This window comes from Streptomyces sp. NPDC007162 (genome assembly GCF_040634175.1).
GTDB lineage: Bacteria > Actinomycetota > Actinomycetes > Streptomycetales > Streptomycetaceae > Streptomyces.
On sequence record NZ_JBEYFC010000460.1, the window covers coordinates 1 to 2,481 of the forward strand.

The 2,481-nt window shown below is 71.2% G+C and carries 2 protein-coding genes; one reads left to right on the forward strand and one right to left on the reverse strand.

From position 1 onward, the window contains the following. Positions 1-105: 105 nt before the first annotated feature. Positions 106-1,749 carry a M4 family metallopeptidase gene (locus ABZ646_RS35925; protein ID WP_360528623.1) on the reverse strand — a complete coding sequence of 548 codons (1,644 nt, stop codon included), beginning with the start codon at positions 1,747-1,749 and terminating at the stop codon, positions 106-108. A 137-nt stretch (positions 1,750-1,886) separates the two neighbouring features. Here ABZ646_RS35925 and ABZ646_RS35930 point away from each other — a divergent pair, with 137 nt between their 5' ends. Next, a complete protein-coding gene (locus tag ABZ646_RS35930; RefSeq protein ID WP_360528626.1) occupies positions 1,887-2,339 on the forward strand; it encodes a gamma-glutamylcyclotransferase family protein in 453 nt (150 codons plus the stop codon). Positions 2,340-2,481: the final 142 nt, after the last annotated feature.

The window sequence follows — 2,481 nt, forward strand, 5'->3', positions numbered from 1 at the left end:
GCCCGACGCCGCTGTCCTCCACCCGAAGGGCGCTGCCGTCGGCGTACAGCCGCACCCGCGCCGGGGCGTCGGGCTGTTCGGCCCGTCAGGCGTCCCGCGGTCCGCTCAGTTGACGTTCACCGCGCTCCAGGCCGCCGCCACCGCGTTGTACTCGGTGCTGCCGGCGCCGTAGAGGTCCTTCGCGGCGTTCAGGGTCGCCGTCCGCGCGCCCGCGTAGTTCGTCGAGGACGTCATGTAGACCGTCAGTGCGCGGTACCAGATCGCACCCAGTTTGTCCCGGCCGATCCCGGTGACCGTCGAGCCGTTGTACGTCGGCGAGTTGTAGCTCACGCCGTTGATCGTCTTCGCACCGCTGCCCTCCGCGAGGAGATAGGCGAAGTGGTTCGCGACGCCGGAGGAGTAGTGCACGTCCAGGTTCCCGACCGAGGAACTCCAGTAGTCCGCCGAACTCCCGTCCTTGGAGGGCTGGTCCATGTACCGCAGCGCCGTCTTGCCGAAGCCGGAGCGGACGATCTTCTCGCCGATCAGGTAGTCGCCCGGGTCGGACGAGTTGTTCGCGTACCACTCCACCAGCGTGCCGAGGATGTCCGAGGTGGCCTCGTTCAGGCCGCCGGACTCGCCGGTGTAGGTCAGCGCCGCCGTCTTGGAGGTGACCCCGTGGGTCATCTCGTGACCCGCCACGTCCAGGGCCACCAGCGGCCCGAAGGTGGTCCCGTCACCGTCGCCGTACGTCATGCAGAAGCAACTGTCGTCCCAGAAGGCGTTGTTGTAGTTGCTGCCGTAGTGGACGCGGTTGTACGAGCCCTTGCCGTCACCGGCGATGCCGTTGCGGCCGTGGACGTTCTTGTAGTAGTCCCAGGTCTCGTTGGTGCCGTACTGGGCGTCGACGGCCGCCGAGGAGCGGTCCGAGGTGACGCCCGTGCCCCAGTGGTTGTCGGCGTCCGTGAACACCGTGTTGGGCGCCCGGCTGATGCAGATGCCGAAGATGCACAGGTCGGTCTTGTTGGCCGCGTCCCCGGTGAACGTGTTGCCACGGGTCGGGTCGGTGAGGTTGTACGACGACCCGGACTGCGTCGTCTCCAGCGGAACCGTGCCGCTGTACAGGGACTTGCCGTCACCGGTCGCCGTCTCGATGCTGTCCCAGGCGTCGATCTGGGCGCCGGTGCGGGCGTCCGTCAGCACGGTGCGGGCGACCGGGTTGCCGAGTGAGTCCTTGCCGACGGCGTTGGTGCGCCAGGCCAGCTTCGGGGTGCCGTGCAGGGCGTCGACGACCAGCTGCGGCTTGGCCTGCACCTGCTTCAGCGCGTCGCCGAGGTTCGCCGCCCGCAGCGCGTTCACCGCGAGGTCGGCGGCCTTCGGGGCGGATATCTCCGGCACGACCGAGGCGAGGGATATCGTGCTGCGGGTCGCCCGGTCGGCGCCGCGGTACGCGCCGTCCGCCCTGAGGTGGACCACGAAGTCGCCGCCCAGCACCGGGAGCTTGCGGTACGTGCGGTCGTAACGGACGTGCTGGGCGCCGCTCTTGTCCACGATCACGTCCCGGACCGAGGTGCCCTCGGCGGAGGTGAGTCCGAGGCCGGCGGCGTGCTGGAGGAGCGCCTCGGCCGCGTGGGCGATCGCGGTGGCCCGGGTGGGTCTGGCGTCGGCGTGGGCGGCGGGGGAGAGTGCGGCGGCCAGCAGGGTCGCGGTGGTGGCGGCGACGCCGGCGGTGGCGAGACGGGAAACGCGGGTGTTCCGGGTCCGGCTCATCAGTCTCCTCGGAGAGTGCCTCGAAGGCGTGGGGGTGGCGCTGATGACGAGACAGATTTAAGGGGCCATGACATGTCATGTCCATAGCGCCTCCATGGAGATGTGTGTGGGGACGGCGTGGGTGGAGAATCCTTTCTGTGACCGTCCGGAACCCCCACCACCTCCCGTTCTTCGTCTACGGCACCCTCCGGCCGGGCGAACCCAACCACGACGCGTTCCTGCGCGGCCGCACGGAGACGGAGGAACCGGGCCGCCTCGCCGGCGCGGTGCTCTACGACGGACCCGGCTACCCGTACGCCGTCGCGGAACCCGGCGGAACCGGCCTGGTCAGCGGCGAACTCGTCACCGTGCGGCCCGAGTCGTACGACCGGCTCCTCCTGGAACTCGACGCGCTGGAGGAGTGCGTGCCGGGCGATCCCGCGAGCCTGTACGTGCGCGTCGAGCGGGAGGCCGTACGACTCCGGGACGGGGCCGTCCTGCGGGCCCGGGTGTACGTCGCCGGACCGGTCGTCGCCGAGCGGCTGCGCGCCCGGGGCGGGCGCATCGACGGCGGCGACTGGCTCCGGCACCGGAGGCCGACGGGGCGGTGACCTCCCGCCGCACGACCGCCGCGGTGCGCGACCCGCCCCACGGCGAACCCGCCCCACGGCGAACCCGCCCCACGGCGAACCCGCCCCACGGCGAACCCGCCCCACGGCGAACCCGCCCCACGGCGAACCCGCCCCACGGCGA

Excerpts from the sequence above, each read along its gene's own strand:
- ABZ646_RS35925 (WP_360528623.1), bottom strand. The coding sequence starts at position 1,749 with ATGAGCCGGACCCGGAACACCCGCGTTTCCCGTCTCGCCACCGCCGGC.